Annotated in this window: 22 protein-coding genes, 1 tRNA gene and 1 pseudogene; 12 read left to right on the top strand and 12 right to left on the bottom strand. The window is 59.6% G+C overall.

The window, feature by feature from the left end:
• Window positions 1–143: 143 nt before the first annotated feature.
• Window positions 144–257 carry a molybdopterin cofactor-binding domain-containing protein gene (locus M0D67_RS38850; RefSeq protein ID WP_233465044.1) on the top strand — a complete coding sequence of 38 codons (114 nt, stop codon included), beginning with the start codon at window positions 144–146 and terminating at the stop codon, window positions 255–257.
• 4 nt (window positions 258–261) lie between these two features.
• Here M0D67_RS38850 and M0D67_RS38845 read toward each other — a convergent pair whose 3' ends face one another.
• The 11 genes and pseudogenes from M0D67_RS38845 to acs form a co-directional block, all read right to left on the bottom strand.
• Window positions 262–1,098: a cytochrome c gene (locus tag M0D67_RS38845; protein ID WP_266242649.1), complete on the bottom strand. Its 837-nt coding sequence runs from the start codon at window positions 1,096–1,098 to the stop codon at window positions 262–264.
• 599 nt (window positions 1,099–1,697) lie between these two features.
• Window positions 1,698–2,483, bottom strand: a pseudogene (locus tag M0D67_RS38840) (POTRA domain-containing protein); the annotation flags it as partial.
• A gap of 48 nt (window positions 2,484–2,531) precedes the next feature.
• Window positions 2,532–3,182, bottom strand: coding sequence for a hypothetical protein (locus M0D67_RS38835; RefSeq protein ID WP_154565540.1), 651 nt, complete (start codon window positions 3,180–3,182; stop codon window positions 2,532–2,534).
• Window positions 3,183–3,842: 660 nt separating this feature from the next.
• Entirely contained in the window at window positions 3,843–4,277 is a 435-nt protein-coding gene (locus M0D67_RS38830; RefSeq protein WP_154565539.1) for a hypothetical protein, read from the bottom strand.
• Window positions 4,274–4,534, bottom strand: coding sequence for a hypothetical protein (locus M0D67_RS38825; RefSeq protein WP_154565538.1), 261 nt, complete (start codon window positions 4,532–4,534; stop codon window positions 4,274–4,276). Before M0D67_RS38825 ends, M0D67_RS38830 begins: the two co-directional genes overlap by 4 nt.
• Window positions 4,535–4,809: 275 nt before the next feature.
• Window positions 4,810–5,289: a hypothetical protein gene (locus tag M0D67_RS38820; protein WP_154565537.1), complete on the bottom strand. Its 480-nt coding sequence runs from the start codon at window positions 5,287–5,289 to the stop codon at window positions 4,810–4,812.
• The gene (locus M0D67_RS42190) at window positions 5,286–5,534 is read right to left on the bottom strand and encodes an ESPR-type extended signal peptide-containing protein (RefSeq protein WP_154565536.1); all 249 of its coding nucleotides are present in this window, start codon (window positions 5,532–5,534) and stop codon (window positions 5,286–5,288) included. Before M0D67_RS42190 ends, M0D67_RS38820 begins: the two co-directional genes overlap by 4 nt.
• 1,007 nt (window positions 5,535–6,541) lie before the next feature.
• Window positions 6,542–6,632: transfer RNA gene (locus M0D67_RS38815), tRNA-Ser, on the bottom strand.
• A gap of 60 nt (window positions 6,633–6,692) precedes the next feature.
• Window positions 6,693–8,711: a sodium:solute symporter family protein gene (locus M0D67_RS38810; RefSeq protein WP_154565535.1), complete on the bottom strand. Its 2,019-nt coding sequence runs from the start codon at window positions 8,709–8,711 to the stop codon at window positions 6,693–6,695.
• Between the two features lie 4 nt (window positions 8,712–8,715).
• Window positions 8,716–9,108, bottom strand: a complete 393-nt coding sequence (locus tag M0D67_RS38805) for a DUF4212 domain-containing protein (RefSeq protein WP_154565534.1) — start codon at window positions 9,106–9,108, stop codon at window positions 8,716–8,718.
• Window positions 9,109–9,256: 148 nt separating this feature from the next.
• A complete protein-coding gene (acs, locus tag M0D67_RS38800) occupies window positions 9,257–11,239 on the bottom strand; it encodes an acetate--CoA ligase (protein ID WP_154565533.1) in 1,983 nt (660 codons plus the stop codon).
• A 785-nt stretch (window positions 11,240–12,024) separates the two neighbouring features.
• Between acs and M0D67_RS38795 the strand changes: the two genes are divergently transcribed.
• From M0D67_RS38795 to M0D67_RS38760, 8 genes are all read left to right on the top strand, one after another.
• Window positions 12,025–12,633, top strand: a complete 609-nt coding sequence (locus M0D67_RS38795) for a TIGR00645 family protein (RefSeq protein ID WP_171928119.1) — start codon at window positions 12,025–12,027, stop codon at window positions 12,631–12,633.
• Between the two features lie 57 nt (window positions 12,634–12,690).
• A complete protein-coding gene (locus tag M0D67_RS38790) occupies window positions 12,691–14,214 on the top strand; it encodes a fumarate hydratase (RefSeq protein WP_154565531.1) in 1,524 nt (507 codons plus the stop codon).
• Window positions 14,215–14,413: 199 nt separating this feature from the next.
• Entirely contained in the window at window positions 14,414–14,893 is a 480-nt protein-coding gene (gene bfr / locus M0D67_RS38785) for a bacterioferritin (protein WP_154565530.1), read from the top strand.
• A gap of 168 nt (window positions 14,894–15,061) precedes the next feature.
• The gene (murI, locus tag M0D67_RS38780; protein ID WP_154565529.1) at window positions 15,062–15,949 is read left to right on the top strand and encodes a glutamate racemase; all 888 of its coding nucleotides are present in this window, start codon (window positions 15,062–15,064) and stop codon (window positions 15,947–15,949) included.
• 216 nt (window positions 15,950–16,165) lie between these two features.
• Entirely contained in the window at window positions 16,166–16,402 is a 237-nt protein-coding gene (locus M0D67_RS38775; protein ID WP_097391932.1) for a bacterioferritin-associated ferredoxin, read from the top strand.
• A 274-nt stretch (window positions 16,403–16,676) separates the two neighbouring features.
• Window positions 16,677–17,408 carry an energy transducer TonB gene (locus tag M0D67_RS38770; RefSeq protein WP_154565528.1) on the top strand — a complete coding sequence of 244 codons (732 nt, stop codon included), beginning with the start codon at window positions 16,677–16,679 and terminating at the stop codon, window positions 17,406–17,408.
• 27 nt (window positions 17,409–17,435) lie between these two features.
• Window positions 17,436–18,164 (top strand): MotA/TolQ/ExbB proton channel family protein, encoded by a 729-nt coding sequence (locus tag M0D67_RS38765; protein ID WP_054042128.1) that lies wholly within the window; start codon window positions 17,436–17,438, stop codon window positions 18,162–18,164.
• Window positions 18,165–18,180: 16 nt separating this feature from the next.
• Window positions 18,181–18,600, top strand: a complete 420-nt coding sequence (locus M0D67_RS38760) for a biopolymer transporter ExbD (RefSeq protein WP_054042130.1) — start codon at window positions 18,181–18,183, stop codon at window positions 18,598–18,600.
• A 402-nt stretch (window positions 18,601–19,002) separates the two neighbouring features.
• On the opposite strand, the gene M0D67_RS38755 is transcribed toward M0D67_RS38760, so the two are convergent.
• Window positions 19,003–19,989, bottom strand: a complete 987-nt coding sequence (locus M0D67_RS38755; protein WP_154565527.1) for a LysR family transcriptional regulator — start codon at window positions 19,987–19,989, stop codon at window positions 19,003–19,005.
• Between the two features lie 123 nt (window positions 19,990–20,112).
• Between M0D67_RS38755 and M0D67_RS38750 the strand changes: the two genes are divergently transcribed.
• The 3 genes from M0D67_RS38750 (at window position 20,113) to M0D67_RS38740 (ending at window position 22,182) form a co-directional block, all read left to right on the top strand.
• Window positions 20,113–20,991 (top strand): pirin family protein, encoded by an 879-nt coding sequence (locus M0D67_RS38750; protein WP_171928116.1) that lies wholly within the window; start codon window positions 20,113–20,115, stop codon window positions 20,989–20,991.
• A gap of 192 nt (window positions 20,992–21,183) precedes the next feature.
• Window positions 21,184–21,582 carry an OsmC family protein gene (locus M0D67_RS38745; RefSeq protein WP_154565525.1) on the top strand — a complete coding sequence of 133 codons (399 nt, stop codon included), beginning with the start codon at window positions 21,184–21,186 and terminating at the stop codon, window positions 21,580–21,582.
• Window positions 21,583–21,699: 117 nt separating this feature from the next.
• Entirely contained in the window at window positions 21,700–22,182 is a 483-nt protein-coding gene (locus M0D67_RS38740) for an SRPBCC family protein (RefSeq protein WP_154565524.1), read from the top strand.
• Window positions 22,183–22,275 lie beyond the last annotated feature (93 nt).

Genomic DNA, 22,275 nt, shown 5'->3' with positions numbered 1-22,275 from the left:
AGCCGATCCTTTCGCGCGTCAACAAAATCCGCGACGGTGTAGATCCAATGCTTACAGACGAATAACGACATTACTAACGAGTTCTTTAGAAATATTTGGAAATATTTTTATTACGTTTTGTTTTCATTCATGGCGTGCATTTTGTGGAAGTCCGCTGGGATCCCGGCATTTCACGCCTGCGCGTGGCGCGGGTCGTCAGTGCAATAGACGTCGGCAAGGTGGTCAATCCGCTCGCGGCGCGCAATCAGGTGGAATAGTGAGTTACCGTCCAACCTTCCGCTGCGCCATGTACGCAAGATAAGCGATGATCAGATCGATCTCGCGATCGCTCAGTTGATCCTGCGGGAAAGCGGGCATGGTCCGGCCGGGCCAGTCTCGAACCGATGCCGGATTGCGAATGTAGCGGCGCAATGCAGCGGGCTGGAAGTATTCGACTGGATTCATCGGCACGTTGAGGTCGGGGCCGGTGTCCGCACTGCCCGCATGGTTGAGCCGATGACAGGCAAGACACTGGGTGATGAACAGGCTTTGGCCCGCGCGAACCGGATCGGTTGCCGGCAGCATCGGATCGACGGCGAGCACCGGCCAACGCGCGGATGGCGAGGGTTGCGTAGCAAGTTGCGCGATCTGGTAAGGCCACTGTTCGCTGCGCACGGATGCCGCTTCCCTGCCGATCCATACCAGGTAAAACGGTCCGGCGCTGACCGGCTTGCCCGGCAGCTTCGGCCACGGCTGCGCCGGGTCCTCGACCGCGAGCCATGCGACGGCTTTCGCAGGATCACGATTGCGCACGAGGTCCATCGGCAGTTGCGCGGCGAAGCCGTCGGTCGCACGTGCCTCGAGCACGCTGTCCGTGGGCAACGTCGCGCCGCCGAGCAGGTCGGCCAGCGGCACTGCGCGATAGGTCGTCGACGTACCGTAGGCCACATCTACCGGAACGTGAATCTCAGCGGCATCCGGACGCGCCAGCAGCGCCCCTTGGCTAAACGACTGGGTCTTGCCGCCTATCCTGAGTTCGATCATGGACTGCGCGGCCGCACACTGCCCGATCACGCCGAGCGTCAGGAGCAAAACCGCAAACAACACGCGCTTCGACATTTGTCCTCCGTGCATTGTTGTTGCCGACGGCGTCGAAGGCAAAATCGCCAAAGTCGTCGGGAAAGGCAAGCCAGCCTTCGTTTTAAAACTCTCAGTATCCGCCCAAGTACCAAGCGAATTGTATTCGCCTGGACGGTATACGTCGGACATAAACGTAGCGGTGAAGAAAACGTCTGCAAGAACAGCCACACGGAAAAACATCGCGCTTCAGCCGGGCCACCGTTTTTTCATGCCGACCGATCTCAACGATGCCCGCGTGCAATCGTAAGAAGCTTTTTGCTACGTCCTCAACGAGTAATGAAAGTCACTTGATAGTCGTCGTGAGAGGTTGACGTTGATAAAAGGGATCTTGCCCAGCACCGCGAAGCGGAGAAACCAGACGCGGCAGCGGCACTCGGGAACGCATCAGAACTGGGCGGTCAGCTGGAATCCCAACGTGACGCGCGCTGTATTGAAGGTGGCTGGCTTGTACAACGGTGTCCCTGCGAACACGTCATAACCGAGCGCACCGAAATGGCTCGACACACTGCCGCGCAAACCGACGACGGCGCCCGCGAGCTGCGTGCCTGCCAGGAATGCCGTGTTGGGACCGAACACGTGCCCGTCGCGCGTTGGCCGGAGTTGTCGATCGAGGCGACGGCCGTCCACGGCTTCGTGCGCTTCACGGTAATCACGACATCACTCTCACCAGGCGTTTCGGTCGGCACGACCTGCATATCAACGTCCTGACTCGCGACGCGCTTCATCTGCTCAAGCCCCTGTTCAAGATCGCGCAGGTTGAGCAGGTCGCCGCCGCGTGCCGGAAATGCCGACTTCCACGTGCCACGCGTCGCGGCGTCGGCAAAGCGTAATTGGTGAATGACACCGGGCACGAGCGAGAGGCGCAACGTTCCTTTCGACAGGTCCTGCTCCGGGACAAGCACGCGCGTGGTGATGTAGCCTCGGCTGAGAATCACCTGCGAGAGGCCCTTGACGATCAGATCCACCCCCTGTTTGCCGACGCATTGACCGCTATAGTGATCAAGCCATTCACGGGCAAAGGCAAAACGGTCCTGCGGCAGCGCCGAGTCACCTTGCGCACGAACGGCATCGGGCAACGTCGCCGGTACGTCCAGGACGAATGACTGGATGCGGAAGCACGGCGTCTCGGTCGGCAGATCAGGCCAGCCCGTGGCATTGGGTGTGCCTGATCGGACGGCAGGCGCATTGACGGTCTGAGCGCGTTCTTGCGCCTGACGCTGCTGCTCGATAAGTTGCTGTTGCTGTGCCGCGCTGCGTGCGGCATTTGCGAAATCGGGCGAAGGCGGCGACGTTTGCGCCGAAGCGCCGAAAGCTGTCACCGTCAGTCCTGCCGACAGTGCTATCGCAACGCGTAAGTGTTGCATTGGTCTTTTTCTCTACTGGTTATTATTGATCTGACTGCTTGGCGCTTTTCACGGCCCCCGTTTTGTCGCGGCCTCTGCGTCGGACGACGGACATTTAGGTGCGTAATGCGTTTGCACGGGTTCGTCCAGTCCACTGGCATCGATGTGGTGAACCTCGATCGAACAGCCATGTGACTTGCGTCCTTCTTCCTGCAAGGCCAAGTACACGTCGTAATCCTGCCCAGCGATCGGCGTGAAGGTCATCTCGTGCGGCTTGCAGGCCCACGAATAGCCACCGTACTTGCTGCTGCCTACGTCACCGGCTGTACTCAGCGATAACGTGATCGGCTGCCCAGCCGGAACGACGTATTCCCGGATCATGTCCTTGAAACGCAGACCCTCGATCCGCATCCATGGTCGGGGACTCTGTGGCATGCCAATCACAACGCTGCGTGACGAGTATTTGTAGCGCGCCCAGAAACCGTCGTCGACGCTGACCCGCTGCGGGTCGCCCTGCCAACCATTCGAATAGCACGCACCCACTCTGAACGAAGCAGCTTGCAGGTCATTGCCCGACTGGATACGCACACGAGCCGAAACTTGCGGCTGATAGTCTGGAGCCGCAGTTGTGACGTAATGTGAGGGTGTGCAACCGGCAGTGAGGGCGAAGATGCCGCCTGCCGTCAGAACACGGATGAAGAGTGACAAGTTACGTGTCATCGTGCTTCCACAATTTTCAATAGCTCCCCCGATGCGACAGATAAAGTACCGTTGAAATCCAACCCCTCGTACTGCGCGAAAACGACGGTCATTGCCTCGTCATTGATGCCGCTCACTCACATGAAACGCCCTCTCGCCACTGAGTTTTTGGGTCCGTTTTCCATGCCAAAGTCTCTTCCACTCAGAGACTGATGCCATAGCTGCGCGACCTTTGCGCTTCCGTCGGGTGCAATTGACGGCTATACAGATCCGAATTATTTTCCTTCGAGCAAGATGCCTAGTCGTACGAAGAACGCCGCAAGGGAGCCTGGAACAAAATATAGCAAAAAGACCATTCCGAATGATCGATGGTGAAAATCAAGGGTCCGCTCGGTAACCAAAATCATAATTGCCGTTCCGACGACGCCAGCAAAGATCAGCTTGATTGTTAGCCATAACCATCCAAGCAAGAAGACTCTTATGACTGTCTTTGTCATTTCTTTGTCTTAGCAGTGGGTGGAGATAGCGCACTCGTCGCACCGTTATAGCCACCGCTCAGCATTTCCTGGACGCCATCTGCAGCGATTGGATTAAACCATTTGAAAAAGCCACGCCAACAGCAGAACAGCGATTAGGCGCAAGTGAATACATAAAACGACCAAATATATTCGCTCAGCACTGTCAATAGTCGACAACGATCAATGCCTGCACCCCACGCATGTCGATGACCGAGGAGATCTTCCCCCACGAAAACGCCCACCCCAAAGAAGCCGGAGATGTTTCAAGGACACTCTTCCCGAAACATGCGACCATCAGAAATTCATCATGAAACTTCTTTCTTGCTTTTTCGTTTCCTATGTCCCAAGCGTCAGGATCAACGCCATCGGCGTTAAGACACTGAAGCCAAATTTGCTTTAACCGTTCACGAAAAAAAATCGCGCCCACCCCCCAAGTTCTCTGCCCGGAAATGTGGGCACCGATGCTTAGCTGGGTATGGTCTGGTGTCGCCGGCGACCGCTTCGTTGAGACAGAGCGTTCAAGCTGCGCGATTGTCGTCGCACACGAGACTTCAAATCCGTCATCGAACCTTACTTTCCCGGATTGAAGATCGATCATGGCTTTACTCCTGGTATCTTGCTGACAAACGGAATCGCTCTGACTCGTTCTGGCTCGCCCGCGGACGGGTTGTCGTACACGGTACCCGCATTAGCGACATTCACGGTCGCAATCGAATCCGGTGTTATCGAGTTGCCTTTGACACCCGCCAGCCACAACATATCGGCCATCTGTTGTACGGTGCACTGGCCATTGCTCGAGCCTGCCAGCTTCCTAGCAAGGGCCTCCTTCTTGCCAGGAAGCTGGCGGTTGTACATGTTAGTCATCCTTGCGCCCGAATCTCGCGCGGAGCGGGAATTTGTCCGGCCAAAACCAGTTACCAAGCACGATAAAAAAGGAAACTAGGCCAGCCAGTAGCACAAGTTCGCCGAGCAAAGACAACACATCGCGGAACGAAAGAGCAGCCAAGTTAGGCCACGGGTGGCCGCCCAAATAGTGGCCCGCGGCGATTTTTAGCGGCAGTAACAAAAGGACCGCGATAGAAATCGCGCTTGTTAGAAGACACCAGATGGTCAAACATTTTCGCATAGATCTATTTCCTCTCTGTCTTCGACGGGGAAACATAATTCTGCATAGCACCACTTCCCCAGTTAAGGAGTTCTGATACGCCCGCTCCCACAAACGGGCCAGCCGTCTCCCCTACAGCATCGCCGATCGCATAGCCAGCAGCACTCGACACCGCGTTCGTGCCGGCATTTGCAATTGCGTCTCCCTTACTAGGTGGATTGCTGTTCGTCACAGGCTTAACCAACAGGTCGGCTGCGACAGACGTCGCTACAGTAGCGCCGACAGTGACTGCGACACTGGTACCGTACGTGGCATAGTTGGTCGCGAACGCGCTGCCCGTATCAACAAAATCAAACTCCTTAGTGGGGTCTTTGAAGATCTGGATGCCCTGAGAGGCCGCATTGACCGCTGCACCAGCGGCGCCCGAATATGTACGCATGCCATTGTTTGCCGCGGCGATCACAATAGCAGCTTCCGGCGCAACTAGACCTGCTACGCCGGTCAAGACCGTCCCACCGACGAGCAGCGCAGTATTCTCACTCCGATACATCGCCTGCGTGCCCGGGTTATTCGGATCAACGTTGGCGTTATAGACCAGACAGTCAGTGCTCGCACAGGAGAAATATCCTGCTCCATGCGGGCCAATTTGTGACCCATAGTCGATCGGCGTGCTCGAGTAGCCGTTTCCGCAACGGCCACCAGCATCCCCCGCGGCTTGCTATATACAAGCCGGTATGCACGATTATTCATTTGTATTTGTCTGATGTACTCGAACGCGCACGCAATTTATCAGAAACAATTGGTAACCAATAGTTTGATTTTGTAACGTGACGTGAATGGGCAACACTGATGCAGAAAGCATCTTCAGCCTATCGACCAGAAGATTTACTGATGTGGCATTGCGAGGCAAAAACTGGCAAGCATGATCTGCCGGCAGCAATCACTCGTCTAGGCGAGTAGTGACAAGGACGCTGCGGCCAAATCACTGAAACCAGCGTTTCGTGAGGTCAAAGTCGCTGGTTAAATGCATGTTATATTCCGGATTAACTGACGTTAATTTCAGTCACTCGCAACACCATCGGGCATGGCCGCGGCAAACGCCGCATGGACATAGTGCGAACGCTGAAATGGTCTGGCCTCCAGCTGAACGGCGCCGTCCGGCAGTAGATTCCCCATGATTGGCCTTGCCCGTTTCAGCCGTAGTTTCTTCGACCGCGACTAACATCCCTCAAAGCTTGTTGTACGCAAACCGGTACGTCTGGTTATTCATTCCTCTTCGAACACCGTATTAATACCGTAGTCGAGGATATCGGAAACGCACCGTGAGTATTGTCAAGACGTGTCAGGTGCGCGACGTCTTAACAAGAATTCACAATCCTCGATAATTATCTGGTTGTGCTGAGCAAAGAGGCTTTGCGTTCGCGAATCAGGACTGAATAGGTGACTCCTAACGCGAGAGACAATGCCAGCGAGTTTTCAGCACAGCATCGGGTGCCTTTATGGCTTCCGTGTTGAACATAATTGAGGTGGTACGATTTCTTGCAGGCAGTCACGCCCGCTAATCGACGAGAAAGGGGATGACGACGGCATTCCTCGTGGCTGGATGCGCGTCGACATCGCGCTAAACGGACCTCGGGATATTTCGGATTGGCTCGATCTGGGAACAGGGGCGTTTGCATACCCAATGCCTGGCGATGGGCCTAAAAAGCCAAAAGCCGTTGAATTCTTTTAAATTCAACGGCTTCTCATTCAATTCGTGGCGGAGAGACGGGGATTCGAACCCCGGATAGGTTATTAACCTATACACGCTTTCCAGGCGTGCGACTTAAACCGCTCATCCATCTCTCCGGCGGGGAGCCGAATTATAGCAAACTTCGGGCCCTGCGCCAGACCCATGCGCAAACCGGCCTAAGGATGCCGGATGTAGTCCACCAGCGCCCTCGTATAAGCGTCCGGTTTCCGGGCCACCAGGCTCACCCCGATCGCCACCAGAAACCCCGCCGGCACGCCGAACACGCCCGAACTGATCGGCTCGATGCCAAACCACCGAGCTCCAGCGAAGCCCGTCATCTGCGTGAAGAACGGATACGTCGACACGATGTAGTAGATGCACACCACCAGCCCCGCCACCATGCCCGCGACAGCCCCGAGTCGCGTGGTCCGCTTCCAGAACACGCCTAACACCAGCACAGGAAACAGACTCGAAGCCGCCAGCGAAAACGCCGCGCCCACCAGAAACAGAATATTCCCCGTATTCAACGAAGCCACATACGAGGCGAACAACGCCACCCCAAGCAACAAAATCTTCGAGATCGTCACGCGCCGCTGGCTCGATGCTGTCGGATCGACCATGTGGTAGTAGACGTCGTGCGATAACGCGTTGGCGATAGTCAGCAGTAAACCATCCGCAGTCGAGAGCGCCGCGGCCAACGCACCGGCCGCGATCAACCCGGACATCACATACGGCAGCCCCGCGATCTCGGGCGCGGCGAGCACCACCATATCCGGCTGCATCTGGATCTCGCTCCAGCGCACGATACCGTCGCCGTTCGTGTCAGCAAGACTGATCAGACTCGGCTCGACCTTGCGCCACTGCGTGAGCCACTGCGGTAAATCGGAAAAGTGATGACCCACCAGGTTGGTCAGCATCTCGTACTTGATCAGCACTGCCAGCACAGGCACCGTCAGATAGAACAGCGCGACGAAGAACAGCGTCCAGCCGACCGAGCGTCGCGCGGACGCCACCGAGGTCGTCGTGTTGTAGCGCGTCAGGATATGCGGCAGGCTCGCGGTGCCAAGCGAAAGACACAGCAGCAGCGACAGAAAATTGCGCTCGTGGGTACGCCTGTCTTCTTCGCTCGTAACGGGAAACGGCTCGTGCATCGGCACCGGCGCGGCCGCGCGCATCAGCATCTCATCGCGGCGTTGGGTCCAGACGATCTGTGCGGCCGCGGCATCGTGTGGAAATTGTTCGAGCGCCCGCTCGCGTTCCTTGATCTCGCGCAGCGGACCATTGTGGCGTCGCAAGTCCGCGACTTCCTGCGTGAGGCGCAGCTTCTCGTCGACGAACGATTGCGGCAACGTGTCGAGCCGCATCTGCATCAGCTCGGCGCGCCGCCGATAATCGTCACGTACGGTCTGCTCGAGCGGCGCGTCGCGCACCTGCTTCTCCAGGCCTTCGACGCGCTCCATCAAGCGCCCGTAGTTGAACTGAGGCACCCAGCCGAGACCATCCTTATGCGCGATCATCGACACGGGAATCAGAATCGCCGCGATCAGGATGATGTATTGCGCGACCTGGGTCCACGTCACCGCACGCATGCCGCCCAGAAACGAACACACGAGAATGCCCGCGAGTCCGCAGAAAATACCAACCGCGAAATCCACGCCGATAAACCGCGTCGCGATCAAGCCGACGCCCTGAATCTGCGCGACCAGATAAACGAACGAACAGAGGATCGCCGCTAACGCAGCGAGTCCACGCACCGCGTTGCTCGAAAAGCGCGTGCCGAGAAAGTCGGGAATCGTGTAGCGCGCGAGTTTGCGCACATATGGCGCGAGCAGGAACGCGACGAGGCAATAGCCGCCGGTCCAGCCCATCAGATACGCGAGACCGTCATATCCGGTCGCATAGATCGACCCGGCGAGGCCGATGAACGATGCGGCGGACAACCAGTCGGCCGCAGTCGCCATGCCGTTGAAGACGGACGGCACGCGCCGCCCCGCTACGTAGTATTCGACGAGGTCGGACGTGCGCGACAGCAACCCGATCACCGCATAGACCGCGATCGGTACGAACAGGAACACATAGCCGATCCATACGCCGGGGCCTGTGGTCCGCTCGATGCGCCACATCACATAGATGAAAAGCAGGAAGCCGAGCGTATAGAGCGCGTATGAGCGGATCAGCCGGTTCGTGAGCTTCATCGGCTCAGCTTCCGCGCGCAGCGGGCGTGGTGGAATCGGCACTGGCACTGGCACTGGCACCGGCACTGGCATCCGCATCGAAAGCGCGTTGCAGACGGCGGTCGGCGCGCTGCATCAGCAGGATATAAACGACGATCAACGCTACGTAGATCAGAATCGCCCCTTGTGCACCGAAGTAGAACGGCAACCTGAAGCCGTTGAAGCGCATCTGATCCAACGCCGGCGCCACCAGCGGCAACACGAACGACACCACGAAGCCCAACGTCATCAACGTCGCGATCAACGCGAGATTGAAGCGCCAGTATTTCTGATGCGCGCGCGCCATCGCTGCCGAGACCGGAGGGGGTTCGGGCGCGGGATTGAGCGTAGCGTGAGAGGAGTGGTGTGGCGCAGCCATGCGCCTATGTATCAAAAAGCCACCGGGCAGGCAATTGGGATTGTCCGCGCGGTGGCTTTAACAGCCTGACGTGAGTGGTCGATACCTGGGTCCAGCCAAGGGCATATCGTTCGACACACCCTTGCTGCAAACCCAGGCAAACCTAAGCTCAGAGCGACTCGCCGAGCTGATCGAGAATCGCCGGGTTCTCCAGCGTCGACACGTCCTGGGTGATTTCCTCGCCCTTCGCGAGCGAGCGCAGCAAGCGACGCATGATCTTGCCCGAACGCGTCTTCGGCAGGTTCTCTCCGAAGCGGATGTCCTTCGGCTTGGCGATCGGACCGATCTCCTTGGCGACCCAATTGCGCAGTTCGTTGGCGAGCTTCACCGCTTCTTCGCCTTCAGGACGCGCGCGCTTGAGCACCACGAATGCGCACACGGCTTCGCCGGTGGTCGCATCAGGACGACCCACCACAGCAGCTTCAGCCACGAGCGGGTTCGACACCAGCGCCGACTCGATCTCCATCGTGCCGAGGCGGTGGCCGGACACATTGAGCACATCGTCGATGCGGCCCATGATCGTGAAGTAGCCGGTTTCCTTGTCGCGCACCGCGCCGTCGCCGGCGAGATACAGCGTGCCGCCGAGTTCTTCGGGGAAGTAGCTCTTCTTGTAGCGGTCCGGATCGCCCCATACGTTGCGCAGCATCGACGGCCATGGACGCTTCACCACCAGAATGCCGCCCTGCCCGTTCGGCACGTCCTGGCCGGTTTCATCGACCACGGCCGCCATGATGCCCGGCAGCGGCAGCGTGCACGACCCCGGCACCAATGGCGTCGCGCCCGGCAGCGGCGTGATCATGTGGCCGCCGGTTTCGGTTTGCCACCACGTATCGACGATCGGGCAGCGGCCGCCGCCGACGTTCTCGTGATACCACACCCATGCTTCCGGATTGATCGGCTCGCCGACCGTACCGATGATGCGCAACGTCGACAGGTCATAGCTCTTCGGATGCACTTTCTCGTCCGCTTCGGCAGCCTTGATCAGCGAGCGGATCGCGGTCGGCGCGGTATAGAACAGCGTGACCTTGTGCTTGGCGATCATGTCCCAGAAGCGGCCGGCGTTCGGATAGGTCGGCACGCCTTCGAACACGACCTGGGTGCCGCCAAGCGTCAACGGGCCATACGTGATGTAGCTATGGCCGGTGATCCAGCCGATGTCTGCGGTACACCAGAACACATCCGTGGGCTTCCAGTCGAACGTCCACTTCATGGTCTGCGCGGCCCACAGCAGATAGCCACCGGTGCTGTGCTGCACGCCCTTCGGCTTGCCGGTCGAACCCGACGTGTACAGGATGAAGAGCGGATGCTCGGCGCCGACCCACTCGGGCGCGCATTGATCCGATTCAGCCTGCGCGAGTTCATGCATCCACAGATCGCGGCTTTCGTTCCACGCGATTTTGCCGCCGGTGCGCTTGTAGACAATCACGCTCTTCACCGCATCGCAGCCGCCCATGGCGATGGCTTCGTCGGCGATGTTCTTCAGCGGCAATGCTTTACCGCCGCGCATCTGTTCGTCGGACGTGACGAGCGCGACAGCGCCCACGTCGACCAGCCGTTCATTGAGCGACTTCGACGAAAAGCCGCCGAACACCACCGAATGCGTTGCTCCGATCCGCGCGCACGCCTGCATCGCGACGACGCCTTCGATCGACATCGGCATATAGATCACGACGCGATCGCCCTTCTTCACGCCGCGTTTTTTCAGCGCGTTCGCAAAGCGCGACACACGTTGCAGCAGATCCTGATAGGTGACGTTGGTGACGGTGCCGTCGTCGGCTTCGAAGATGATCGCGACGCGTTCGCCATTGCCGGCTTCGACATGACGGTCGATGCTGTTATACGACGCGTTCAACTGGCCGTCTTCGAACCATGTGTAGAAAGGCGCTTTCGATTCGTCGAGCACTTTGCTGAAGGGCGTGTTCCAGCTTAGCGTCTCGCGAGCGAGGCGCCCCCAGAAACCCTCGTAATCGCGCTCCGCTTCGGCGACAAGCGCCTGGTACGCATCCATGCCGGAGATCGACGCGCCAGCCGCTGCTTCAGCGGAGGGCGGGAAAACACGGCGTTCCTGAAGAACCGATTCAATCGCAGACATCGACAACCCCTTGGTGAAGATGAAACGTAAAACCTGTACCGGCGCGCCTATGGCTCGCCATGTCATGATGGCGCCGCCATCCGTGATCGATAGGCCGCGCGCTGTCTCCAACCCTCGCGCAGCGATCGCCGATCGCTGCGCCGCGGCCCGTTCGCCTTTCACTTTCATTTATGCCGCACTGCAGCACAAATGACTGGCCGACGTTCCGCTCTCACGTTCAAACATAAACTTTGCAACTTACCGGCCACTTACGCGAGGTGCATCGCGTGGCGGGCGAAAACCCTAACTGGATCAGACTAGCCACGCACGGCATGCTACGCGCTACGGTCCGGTCATGCGTGCTGATCGACATACCGATACAAGCGATCCACGCCGAAATCGGGTACATGGGAAGCATCGCGTACGCCGCACCGGCGCCGCACCGTTACGCTGGTTCGCACGCCCTCTTACAATGCTAACTGAACTAGCCGTCTGGATTCCAGCTTGAATCGTTACTCCCTGCTTCTCATTACCTCGCCTGCGCAGTGGCAGGGATCTGGCTGGCGAGCCTGAAGGTCAAGCGATGCCGCCGGTGGCCTCGTCAGCGCCGCACTGCCCTCCGCGCCGCAGCAAATTTAACCGACGCTGTACAATAGCGCGCCTGACGCGAGCTTTTCCGGCCTTCCCTGGCCGCGTACCGCGCCGTCTGCGCCTCGTTTGCGTGCTTGATCCGCGCGTCTAAATGCGCTGCGGATCAGCGCATTTAGTCCGTGTTCCGTCACCTGCGTTTCATCTGACTCTTGCCTATGTCCGCTCCGCGCCCCGACTCAGCCCGTCAGCGCCGCCCGCTGCGTCCGCTCCCCGCCCTCATCTTCATGAGCCGCTGGCTGCAAGTGCCGCTCTACCTCGGCCTGATCGTCGCGCAAGGCGTGTACGTCGTCCTGTTCCTGAAAGAAGTCTGGCATCTGGTCAGCGCCTCCATGACGCTCGACGAAACCAACATCATGCTGGTGGTACTCGGCCTGATCGACGTGGTGATGATCTCGAACCTGCTGATCATGGTGATTATCGGCGGGTATGAAACCTTCGTGTCGCGCCTGGGCGTAGAGGGTCATCCGGACGAACCGGAATGGCTCGACCACGTGAACGCCGGCGTGCTGAAGGTCAAATTGTCGATGGCGCTGATCAGCATCTCGTCGATCCATCTGTTGAAGACCTTCATCAGCCCCGATCAGAATTCGACGCACACCATCATGTGGCAGGTCGTCATCCACGTCGCATTCCTCGTGTCGGCGCTGGTGATGGCTCTCGTCGACCGTCTGACCACCCATACACATCCGAAACATTTTCAGGAACCCACGGCGCTGCATGTCGTGAGTTCGACCGGTTCCACTCCCCTGAAGGCGCACGACTGACCGCACTGCCCTGCGAGTCTGATAACAAGCGCCATTGTCCCCACTGAGCTAGCCATCATGACCGTCATCAAACAGGAAGATCTGATTCAGAGCATTGCTGATTCGCTTCAGTACATCAGCTATTACCACCCGCTCGATTACATCCAGGCCTTGGGCCGCGCTTACGAGCTCGAAGAGAGCCCGGCCGCGAAGGATGCGATCGCGCAGATCCTCACCAACAGCCGCATGTGCGCCGAAGGCAAGCGCCCGATCTGCCAGGACACCGGCATCGTCACGGTGTTCGTGAAGGTCGGCATGGACGTGCGTTGGGACGGTGCGACGATGGGCGTCACCGAGATGATCAACGAAGGCGTGCGCCGCGGTTACCTGAACCCGGACAACGTGCTGCGTGCATCGATCGTCAGCCCGCCGGAAGGCGCGCGCAAGAACACGAAAGACAACACGCCGGCCGTGATCCACTACGAGATCGTGCCGGGCGACAAGGTCGACGTGCAGGTTGCGGCGAAGGGCGGCGGCTCGGAGAACAAATCGAAGTTCGCGATGCTGAACCCTTCGGACTCGATCGTCGACTGGATTCTCAAGACCGTGCCGACCATGGGCGCAGGCTGGTGCCCGCCGGGCATGCTCGGCATCGGCATCGGCGGCACCGCCGAGAAAGCGATGGTGATGGCGAAGGAATCGCTGATGGATCCGATCGACATTCAGGACGTGATCGCGCGCGGCCCGCAGGACTGGATCGAAGAACTGCGTGTCGAACTGCACGAGAAGGTCAACGCGCTCGGCATCGGTGCACAAGGTCTCGGCGGTCTGGCTACGGTCCTCGACGTCAAGATCATGGCCGCACCGACTCACGCTGCGAGCAAGCCGATCGCAATCATCCCGAACTGCGCAGCGACCCGTCACGCGCACTTCACGCTGGATGGTTCGGGCGTGGCGAAGCTCGAAGCGCCGTCGCTCGACGCATGGCCGAAAGTCCAGTGGGAACCGGACACGGAAAAGAGCCAGCGCGTCGATCTGAACACGCTGACGCCGGAAGAAGTCGCAGCCTGGAAGCCGGGCCAGACGCTGCTGCTGTCGGGCAAGATGTTGACGGGCCGTGACGCGGCGCATAAGCGCATCGCCGACATGCTCGCGAAGGGCGAAAAGCTGCCGGTCGACTTCACGAATCGCGTGATCTATTACGTCGGACCAGTCGATCCGGTGCGTGACGAAGCAGTCGGCCCGGCAGGCCCGACCACCGCCACGCGGATGGACAAGTTCACCGAGACGATGTTGTCGCAAACCGGTCTTATTTCGATGATCGGCAAAGCCGAGCGTGGCCCGGTTGCGATCGAGGCGATCAAGAAGCACAAGGCCGCGTATCTGATGGCCGTGGGCGGCGCCGCTTACCTCGTATCGAAAGCAATTCGCAGCGCGAAGGTTCTCGCGTTCGAAGACCTCGGCATGGAAGCGATCTACGAGTTCGACGTGCAGGACATGCCCGTGACGGTCGCCGTCGATTCGAACGGCACCTCGGTGCACCAGACCGGCCCGAAGGAGTGGCAAGCCAAGATCGGCAAGATTCCGGTCGCGACGGTTTGATCGGCGTTTGATCGACAGTAACAGCTGAAAAAGTAGAAGCCGGGGCCTCGAACCCCGGCTTTTTTATCATGAAATGAGAACGGTACGCATCACGCACAAAACCTTGCAAATCAAGGCAAAAAACTGTGTTTTTGCCTTGGCTTTTTGTCCTTCGGCGTTTATTGTTCTGGGAAATTCAAGTCTCTAATAAGGAAACCCCATGCAAGGCGACAAGAAAGTTATCGAGTATCTGAACTCCCAGCTCAAGAACGAGCTCACCGCCATTAACCAGTACTTCCTGCACGCACGGATGTACAAGCACTGGGGACTCGAAAAACTCGGCAAGCATGAATACGACGAATCGATCGGCGAAATGAAGCACGCCGACTGGCTGATCGAACGCATTTTCATGCTCGACGGCCTGCCGAACCTGCAAGACCTGCACAAGCTGCTGATCGGCGAAGAAACCAAAGAAATCCTCGAATGCGATCTGAAGCTCGAACAGATTTCGCAAAGCACCTGCAAAGAAGCAATCGCGTATTGCGAATCCGTACGTGATTTCATCTCGCGCGAAATCTTCGTGAAGATTCTCGACGACACTGAAGAACACATTGACTGGCTCGAAACGCAACTGGATCTGATCGACAAGGTCGGCATCCAGAACTACCAGCAAAGTGCGATGGGTTCGGTCGAGTCCTGATCGGACCACGTTGGAACGGCCCGCGCGCCGGTTCATGGGCCTGCTCGTACGCCGTCCCGGTTGGCAGCTCATTTGTCAGGACCGGCGCCGCGCGGGCGGTATACTTGCGCACTTCCCCGTTTTCGTGAGTTTTCCGTGACCGCTGTGCCGCGCGTGTCCTCATCGCCTATGACCGCAGAATCGCCGTCCTCAAGTGCCAGGATTGCCACCTCAGGCGGCGGTTCGCGAGCGCCGGTCGGCATATTCGATTCGGGTCTGGGCGGTTTGTCGGTGCTGCGGGCGGTTCGGGCGCAACTGCCCGGCGAGGCGCTCATCTATGTCGCCGACTCGCTCTACGCCCCCTACGGCGAACGCGACGACGACTTCATCGCCGACCGTACCCTCGCAATCGGACAATGGCTCGCCAGCCAGGGCGCGAAGGCGCTGGTGGTCGCATGCAACACGGCGACCGCACAGTCAATCGCGCTGGTCCGCGAAAAGCTGGCGATTCCGCTGGTGGGGGTCGAACCCGGCATCAAACCGGCCGCGCTGCAGTCGAAAACACGCGTCGCCGGCGTGCTCGCCACACAAGTGACCTTGCGCAGTGCCCGCTTTCAGGGGCTGCTGGAGCGCTACGCCGCCGATTGCCGTTTTCTTTGCCAGCCGGGCCACGGGCTCGTACAGGCGGTGGAACGCTGCGACGTAGGCTCCGCCGAACTGCGCGCGCTGCTGCGCAGCTACCTGCAGCCCATGCTCGATGCCGGCGCCGACACCCTGGTGCTCGGCTGCACCCACTACCCGTTTCTCGATGCAGCGATCCGCGACATCGTCGGCGACCGGCTAATGCTGATCGATACGAGCGTGGCCATTGCGCGCCAGCTCGAACGGGTACTCGACCAGCACGGGTTGCGCGCCGTCCCGGAAAGCGCCGGCGCTGTTCTGCCCCGCTTTTATTCGACCAGCGACGGCACCCATCAGCAACAGCTCGCCGCGACCCTGCTGCAAATCGATGCCGCAGTCGACCAGGTCGTGATTCCGTCGCGCCGCACGGCAGCGCCGGATTCCCAAGCCGCATAAAACCCCTCGCCACCGCGTTTTTGGGCCGCCGCGCGGCCTTTTTGCACGCTTTTTAGGCGTTTTCGCACCTTCTCCGGCGCTTGCCCGGGATTCCGCTCTTTAGGCGAAACCCTTCTAAGAGTCTGGTTTTGTTACAAAAAATCATGCAGGACGCTTGCCAAACGAGCCAATCAAAATGATAATAGTTCGCATTAACGTTAGCTATGACGCCCTGCCATGATTGTCTGTGTCTGCAAGTCTGTTTCTGACCGAAAGATCCGTGCCTCGATCGCGGATGGCGTCGATTCGTTCGACGAACTCCAGTTCGAACTCGGCGTCGCTTCCTGCTGTGGCAAGTGCGCGGATTCCGTGCGCGGCGTCATGATGGAAAGCGGCGTGTGCGCGAGCCGCTGCGGCTTCGATCATCACTCGCAGGCCATGCCGCTGACGTTTTACGAACGCAAGGCCGCCTGAGTCGCGGCTTGAGGGCGCGGCCCACGCGGCGCGCCCAGAGTGTTCACTGCCTCCCTGCTTCATGCTCTGTTTCACGCGCTGCTTCACGCGTTATCCCACTGCCGTCAGCAAGCCAGTATCCGTACCAGCCAGCTACCCGCTCACCCGTCAAAAGGAGTTCGAGATGGAATTGCTGATTGGTTTCGTGACTACTTTGTTCATTTCGCTGTTGATCTTCCGAACATGACGATGTCTTGTCTGACGTGCCGCATCGACGGCACGCCGCCACGCTAACATGCAGGCCTCGCATCCCGTTTCAGCCGGCGCCACGTCGGCTTCGTCCCCCCGAATGAATGCCCGTGCGTTGGCCGCGACTGCCGCGGTCGCGGCAATTCACATCGCTTTGCTTGCAGTAATCCTGACGCTGCGTCATGAACCGCTGCAACCCGTGATCGAATCGAAGGTGATGACCGCGCAGTTGCTGGCGCCGGCACCGGTCGCCGCGCCCGTGGCGCTGCAATCGATCGCCCCGCCGCCCAAGCCAATCCCGCCGGTTCACACCAAGCCGAAGGTCCAGCCCAAACCGACACCAACGCCTAAGCCGACACCCACGCCGTTGCCGGTCGCCGCGGCTCCGTCGCCGACGCCTGTCGCCGCGCCCGAGCCGACGCCCGCGGCTGCCGCACCGGCTGCGCCTGCCGCTCAGGCCGCGCCGGCAATCGGCCGTCCGACCATGGACATCACGGCGCCGAAGAATGTCTCGCACATCGAGTGCAGCATGATCGTGCCGGACTACCCCGCGCTGTCGAAGCGCCGCGGCGAAACCGGTACGGCCTACGTGACGTTCGTCATCGGACCGACGGGGAAGGTCGAAAGCATCTCGCTCAAAAAGAGCAGCGGCTTCAGCCGTCTGGACGACGCCGCCATCGCCGCCGCGCATGCGAGCTCGTGCAAGCCCTATGTCGAGAACGGTCAGGCTATTCGGGCCACGGCCACCCAGCCTTACAACTTCAATCTGAACGATTGAGGCAGATTTTAAAAACAAGGAATTGCAATGCAAAACTACGGATTGGCGCACGTGTGGGCGCAAGGGGATTTCGTGACGCGCGGTATCGCGCTCGCGCTGCTGATCATGTCGGTCATGTCGTGGAGCGTGATCGTCATCAAAGGCTGGAATGTGATGCGCCTGAAGCGTCTCACGAAGAATGCCGAGCAGCAGTTCTGGCATTCGGACGATCTCGCCGACGGCGTGAAGAAGCTCGGCGCCGAATCGTCGACGCCGCAGGACAATCCGTTTCTCGCGCTCGCGCTGTCGGGCCAGGAAGCAGCCGATCACCATCATCAGACGCAGCCGCATCTGCACGATCGCATGGACGTGTCGGATTGGGTGACGCGCTGCCTGAAGGACACGATGGACGAAAGCGTCGCGCGCATGCAAAGCGGTCTGGCGATTCTCGCCTCAATCGGCAGCACGGCGCCGTTCGTCGGCCTGTTCGGCACGGTGTGGGGCATCTATCACGCACTGCTGGCAATCGGCGCAAGCGGCCAGTCGTCGATCGATCAGGTCGCGGGCCCGGTGGGTGAAGCACTGATCATGACCGCGTTCGGCCTGTTCGTCGCGATTCCGGCTGTGCTCGGCTACAACGCACTGACGCGCGCCAACAAGGCGATCGTCGCCAAGCTGAGCCGCTTTGCACACGGCCTGCATGCGTTCTTCGTGACGGGCGCCCGTCTGTCGTCATCCAAACGCGGCGACGGTTTGCGCCTCGCGCGCGCCAACTGATCGACGAGGCATTCCGATGGCAATGAGCCCCTTCGCCGGCGACGATGACGACGGCCTGATGAACGAAATCAACATGACGCCGCTCGTCGACGTGATGTTGGTTCTCCTGATCGTCTTCATGGTGACGATTCCGGTGATTCGTCACGCGGTCAAAATCGATCTGCCGCATGCGAGCAGTCAGAAGGAAGACACCAAGCCCGCGCAAGTCACGGTCTCCGTCGATGCGGACGGCAACGTCTTGTGGGACGACAAGAAAGTCGACGACGCAGCGCTGCGCGCGAAAATTGCAGAGGCTGCGCAAGCGAATCCGCAGCCGGAGCTGCATCTGGATGCGGACCGCAAGGTCGCGTACGAGAAAGTGGCGGAAGTGATGTCGGCGGCGCAGGCCGGCGGTCTCACGAAGATCGGCTTCGTCACGCAGCCCAAAGGCAAATAATCGCAAGTGATCTGAGCGCAGCAATGCGCCCTTGTTAAGCAGCGTCTGCCGAAAAAACAGAAAAGCCCTTGAAACAAGGGCTAAAAGTAAAAGGCCTTCATCGTCAGATGAAGGCCTTTTTTTTGCGCACTCGGCGCCTTCGGGCGGCGGGATCATTTACCATCAGAAGATGACTGATAGCTCGAGTCACCGCATGCGACAGCCGTGATCGACACGGACAGCGCGGTCAGCCCTATCAGGCCCACTATCATAGAGGCCATGAGTTTTCGCATAAGAGACTCCTTAGCGAAGGGATTTCACTATAGGCCTGTGAGCGCGCGCATTCAAGCAAACCGCCATTGAAAGTACTCATGACAGGCGGCGCTTAAATGCTAAAAGCGATGTTGCCGTGCGTAATAAGTGCTATGAGGCAACCGCAAAAGCGGGCTGCGCGGCGTCTTGCTCGGTGCGCGTCGGACACTCGCCCATGATGTGCTTGCCTTCGTCCGGATCGAGCATTTCGACCAGATAATCGACGAACGCGCGCACAGCCGGCACCATTCCCTGCCGCGACACGAATACCGCGTACAACTGCGGCGTCGGAAAGGTCCAGCCCGGCATCACCGGCGACAATTGCCCCGCGCGCAGCGCGCTGCCGTACATCATCTCCGGCAATGCGGCGATACCCACGCCGGACAGCACCGCTTCACGGATCGTCATCAGATCGGCGGTGACGAGGCGCGGCTCGTGTTCGTGCGCGTGGCGCGTGCCGTCGGGGGCGATCAGCTCGAAGACATGGCGTCCGTCGCCGGTTGGCACGTCGAGCGTTTCGAACCGGCTCAGATCGGCAGGCAACAGCGGCGGCGCATTCTGCTGCAACAGGCTCGGTGCGCCGACCAGCATCTGCTGCGTGCGCCACAACGGCCGCACGACGATGTTGGCGTTCTCCGGTGGAGCAGAGCGCACGCGCAACGCGATATCGATCGAATCTTCAAACAGATCGACCACACGGTTCGTGACGCGCATTACCACACGCACTTCCGGGTAGCGATGCATGAATTCCGGCAGGATCTGCGACAGGATGGTCTGCGAAATCGTCACCGGCACGCTCACGCGCACCGTGCCACGTGGCGACGACCGCAATTGCTGCACGACGTTGACGGCCGCCTGTGCTTCGCTCAGCATCGCCTGACAGTGCTGGTAGAAGAGCTGGCCGGCTTCAGTGAGCGCCAGCTTACGGGTGGAACGCTGCAGCAAACGTACGCCTAACGACGCTTCCAGCTCGGTGAGCCGGCGCGACAGGCGCGACTTGGAAATGCCCAGCACGCGCTCGGCGGCAGAAAAACCACCATGTTCGACGACCTGCGAAAAATACATCAGGTCATTCAGATTGTGTGAATCGATCTTCATCTCATCGTTCCAGTAATAGAACAATCCATTGCGTGAGGGTGGCTGGCGCCTAGGAAAACGGTCCCTATAATAGCTCTATGTTTCAAAAATAACGCTATTCCCCATTTTTCAAGGTGACTTTTGATGAGCACGACACGCACGATCGAACGCACGTTTCCCGCCGTTCGCACGACCGAAGGCGGCGGCTTTATCGTCCACCGTCCGTTTCCCACCCGTTTGCTGATGGATTTTGATCCGTTCCTGCTGCTCGACGAAATGGGGCCGATCGACTACGCGCCGGGCGAGGCAAAAGGCGCGCCGGATCATCCGCATCGCGGCTTCGAAACGGTCACGTACGCGCTCGAGGGCCAGTTCGGCCACAAGGATTCGGCGGGCCATTCGGGCACGCTGCATGCCGGCGACGTGCAATGGATGACGGCGGGCGCAGGCGTCGTGCACAGTGAAATGCCGGACCCGTCGTTCATGCGTACGGGTGGGCGGGTGCATGGCGTGCAACTGTGGGTGAACCTGCCGCGCCGCGACAAGATGATCGCGCCGCGCTATCAGGAGATACCGTCGGCCAGCATTCCGGTCGCAACGTCCGCGGACGGCAAGGTCCGCGTCAAGGTGATCGCGGGCGAAGCGCTCGGCGTGAAGGCGGCGATCGAAACGCGCACGCCGATCCTGTATCAGCATTTCTCGCTGCAACCGGGCGCGACGATCCAGCAACCGGTGCCGGCCGACTATCGCGTGTTTGCTTACAGCCTGTCCGGCAAGGGCTTCTACGGCGAAGGGGAAGCACGCCAGGAAATCGACGCACAGAAGATGGTGGTGTTTGGGAACGACGGCGACTCGATCACGCTCACAGCTGGCGCCGAGCCGCTCGAAGTGCTGCTGCTGGGCGGCGTGCCGCTGAAAGAGCCGGTGGTGCGCTACGGTCCGTTCGTGATGAACACGGAAGACGAAATCCGTCAGGCCGTGACCGATTACCAGGCCGGGCGCATGGGCGCGATCACCCACTGATGTGCCACATCGGCACGCGCCGCCGCTCATGATTGCGGTGACGCGGCGCTCATCACCCTCCCGCGCCGCCGCTGCGCATGGGCACGAAGGCCGGTGAATTCGTTCACAATAGCAATTCATGCCGCGCACCACGCTGTCCAACCGTGATGGATCGTGGTGCGCGGCGATTTCCGTCCCTGTTCAGGAGCGCGCATGGCAGAGTCCACCGTCACCGCCCACATCGGTTCGACGAATTTCCAGGTCCTTTTCGATGACGGCAAGCACACGTGGCTCGCCGACGAACCCGAGTCGCTTGGCGGCGGTGATCGCGGGCCGACGCCCGTCGCGCTGTTGCTGTCGAGCCTCGGCGCCTGTACGTCGATCACGCTGAAGATGTACGCTCAGCGTAAGGGCTGGCCGCTCGCCGACGTGCGCGTGGCGCTGTCGCTTGAAACCGGCGACGCGGGTTCGACCATCGACCGCAAGATCATGCTGGAAGGCGATCTGTCCGACGAGCAGCGGGAACGGCTCTTGCAGATTGCCAATGCGTGCCCGGTTCACAAGATCCTCACACATTCGATCACGATCCGTTCGGGTCTTGCCGTCGCCTGAAGCCATGCGAGCCGCACGCGTCGACACATTGGCGCGATAGCTCGCCGAGCGCGACAATGGTGTGGTTGGCTCAGCCGGGCTGAACGTTATGCAACGCTTTCATAGGAAGCCGTCGTTTTGAATTTCGAACACCTTATCCAGATCAACGATCCGTTGAATCCGTTTGTCGACTCGATGACCCGCGAGCAGTTATGGGAAGGCCTCGTGCTGCGCGCCGAACAGCCGCAACTGTTCGTGATCGGACTCGATAGTTGCACCATCCTTTCGCGCGAAGGCGACACGCTCGAACGGGAGCTGCACTACGGCAAGGCCACCGTGCGCGACCGTGTCACGCTGCAGGATCGCCAGAGCGTGCGTTACGACATTCTGCCGACCGCGGACTATGTCGGCGGCTCGCTGACCATGACGATCGAGCAGCCTGACGAATTGCAATTGTTCCTGCGCTTCGAATACACGACCACCTTGCCGGTCTCCGACGACCAGGACGCTGTGACGACGCAAGAGATCGTGAAGTCAGCGTATCGCGAGAACGATATCGATACCGTGCGACTGATCCGCCAGTACGTGCAGGCGAGGCAAGAACCCGGTTCATTGCATTGATGCGTGTGCGGGCGTTCCGCCCGTATCATTCAACTATCGAAAGTTGAATCCGATGAATTTCTCTTTCTTGTAAATGGGAATAGTTATCATTTA

Origin of the sequence: Paraburkholderia sp. SECH4 (assembly GCF_030511745.1) — a bacterium.
Classification (GTDB): Bacteria; Pseudomonadota; Gammaproteobacteria; order Burkholderiales; family Burkholderiaceae; genus Paraburkholderia; species Paraburkholderia madseniana.
Note: the sequence above shows the minus strand (reverse complement) of the source record. Positions and strands in the feature narration are given on the sequence as shown.